This window comes from Oleiphilus sp. HI0128 (assembly GCF_001635365.1).
Map to the genome: position 1 here is coordinate 1 of NZ_LWGG01000488.1, position 494 is coordinate 494.

The following is a 494-nucleotide window of genomic DNA, read 5'->3' on the forward strand; positions in this document are numbered from 1 at the left end:
TCATCTTGAGCAAGCTCTCGAATGGCAAGAATCAGTTCTTCTCCAGGGTGGCTTGCAGATCTTAGTAGCTCGCTCAGTTCGGCTTGAAATGAAAACTCGCGTTCAATGAGCGGATGTGAATCGAATAACTTTATTAGCTGGTTTTCGCTCAGTGAGTCGCCTTCGGAAAACTCTATAAACTGAGTGATGGTTTCCAAGGACAGTTGGCTAACGCTCAATGCACGTGGTTTTTCATCGTTGATCCCAGCCAATAGAGCCTGTTCTAGAATGCTTAGGCAATCGTGAGTTGGCAGGGCACCATAATGTTCGCTCTGTTCGGTATCAGGCATGTTCGCCTGGGTCAGATCGAGGAGCTCTACAATACCTTCTTCGTCTTGCTCAATTATGAGCATGTTCCAGGCGCTGTCGATGTCTGCAAGCTTGAGTGGAGAAGAACTGATTCTTGCCATTCGAGAGCTTGCTCAAGATGAAGGCATTAGTAATATCGGTATCAG

Annotated in this window: 1 protein-coding gene; it reads right to left on the bottom strand. The window is 46.8% G+C overall.

Annotated elements, in window-relative coordinates:
- Positions 1-392 (bottom strand): DUF416 family protein (locus A3763_RS05915; RefSeq protein WP_231872116.1); only part of this gene is annotated, 392 nt, incomplete at its 3' end.
- Positions 393-494: the final 102 nt, after the last annotated feature.